Annotated in this window: 2 protein-coding genes; both read right to left on the bottom strand. The window is 68.8% G+C overall.

Going from position 1 to position 1,844, the window contains the following annotated elements:
* Window positions 1-133: 133 nt before the first annotated feature.
* Window positions 134-1,045 carry a carbohydrate ABC transporter permease gene (locus tag AB0B91_RS65560; RefSeq protein WP_357662943.1) on the bottom strand — a complete coding sequence of 304 codons (912 nt, stop codon included), beginning with the start codon at window positions 1,043-1,045 and terminating at the stop codon, window positions 134-136.
* Window positions 1,042-1,844: sugar ABC transporter permease (locus AB0B91_RS65555; RefSeq protein ID WP_358343123.1), on the bottom strand; the 803-nt coding region annotated here is incomplete at its 5' end. The genes AB0B91_RS65555 and AB0B91_RS65560, both read right to left, overlap by 4 nt.

The following is a 1,844-nucleotide window of genomic DNA, read 5'->3' as shown; positions in this document are numbered from 1 at the left end:
GCGGCGAGCAGGGCGGGCAGGTCGTCGGCCGCGCCCGGGCCGACGGCGGCGCCCCAGTGCGCGAGGCGGGGCAGCCCCGGGCCGCGCGCGTCGAGCACCAGGCTGGTCCGGGCACGCCGCAGGTGGACGATGCTCATCCCTTCGACGCTCCCAGGGTCAGGCCCCGGACGAACTGTCTCTGCAACAGGAAGAACACCACCAGGGTCGGTACGGCGACCAGCACCGAGCCGGCCGAGACGAGGTTGTTGTCGGTGAAGAACTCGCCACGCAGGTTGTTCAGCGAGCTGGTCACCGGGAACTTGTCGCCGGTACGCATGAGCACGGTGGCCCAGAAGAACTCGTTGTAGATCCAGGTCACCTCCAGGGTGGCCAGCGCGGCGAGGGCCGGTCGGCACAGCGGCATGGTGACCTGCCAGTACTGGCGCCAGACGCTCGCCCCGTCGATCATCGCCGCCTCGTAGAGGTCGTGCGGCAGGGCCTTCATGTAGTTGCTGAGCACGAAGACGCAGAAGCCGCACTGGAAGGCGACATTGACCAGGATCAGCCCCCAGTAGCTGTCGTAGAGCACCTCCGAGTCGCTCATGAACGCCGGCAGCGGCACCTGCGTGAAGAGCCGGAACAGGGGGATGAGCAGGGCCTGCTGGGGCAGCAGGTTCGCGGCGGTGAACAGGCCGAGCAGGACGATGTTGGTCTTCCAGTTGAACCGGGCGATGACGAACGCCACGCAGGAGGCGAGGAAGAGGGTCAGCAGCACCGCCGGCACGGTGATGTAGACGGAGTTGAGGAAGTGCTTGCCGAACTCGGCGGTCCGCCAGGCGGTGACGTAGTTGTCGAGGGTCCACCCGCCGAGCGAGACGTAGCCGTTGGTGGCCGTGTACTCGTAGGAGCGCAGCGAGGTCAGCACGGCCCAGAGGATCGGGAAGAGCCAACCGATCGACACCGCGGCGAGGAAGACGTGCAGCACGATCCGCGCCGGGCGCGGCGGCCGGCGCCGCCGGGGCGCGGGGGCGGTGCCGGCTTCCCGGGTCACGGTAGCGGTGCTCATCGGCGTCCCTCCCGCAGCACGGTCGCCAGGTAGACGGTGATGAAGAGCAGCGAGACGACCAGCATGATCGTCGCCAGTGCGGAGCCGAAGCCGATGCGGCTCGCCTCGCCCACGACGTTCTGGGTGACCAGCGCCGAGAGCAGTTCCAGGCCGTTGCGGCCCTTGTTGATGACCCAGACCAGGTCGAACGCGCGCAGCGACTCGATCACCGTCACCACCAGCACGATGATGTTGATGGGCCGCAGGACCGGGAAGATCACCTTGAAGAACGTCCGGCCCTCCGACGCGCCGTCCACGGCGGCGGCCTCCCGCAGGGACGGGTCGACGCCCTTGAGCCCGGCCAGGTAGAGCAGCATGATGTAGCCGACGTGCCGCCAGCCGGCGGCCACCAGCACGGCCCAGATGTTGACGTCGGGGTCGCCGTACCAGTCGACGCCGGTGCCGAGGACGGCGTTGAGCAGGCCCTGGTCGCGGGAGTAGAGCAGCTGCCAGACGAAGCCGATCAATGCCAGGGAGAGCACCACCGGGAGGTAGAGCGCGGTCTGGTAGAACCGGGTGCCGCGCAGCTCCTTGTCGAGCAGGACGGCCAGGAACATGCCGAACGGGGTGGCCACCGCGAACAGCGCCGCCAGCCAGAGCAGGTTGTTCTGCACGGCCGGCACGAACGGCGGATAGTTCTGGACCACGTCGGCGTAGTTGCGACCGCCGACCCACTCGATGTCGGAGACCGGGCCGATGCCGTCCCAGTCGGTGCCGGAGAGCAGCACGGTGGCGCCCGCCGGCAGCCAGACCAGGCCGA

The organism is Nonomuraea sp. NPDC049141 (assembly GCF_040648415.1).
GTDB lineage: Bacteria > Actinomycetota > Actinomycetes > Streptosporangiales > Streptosporangiaceae > Nonomuraea.
This window is presented reverse-complemented; position numbering and strand designations above follow the sequence as displayed.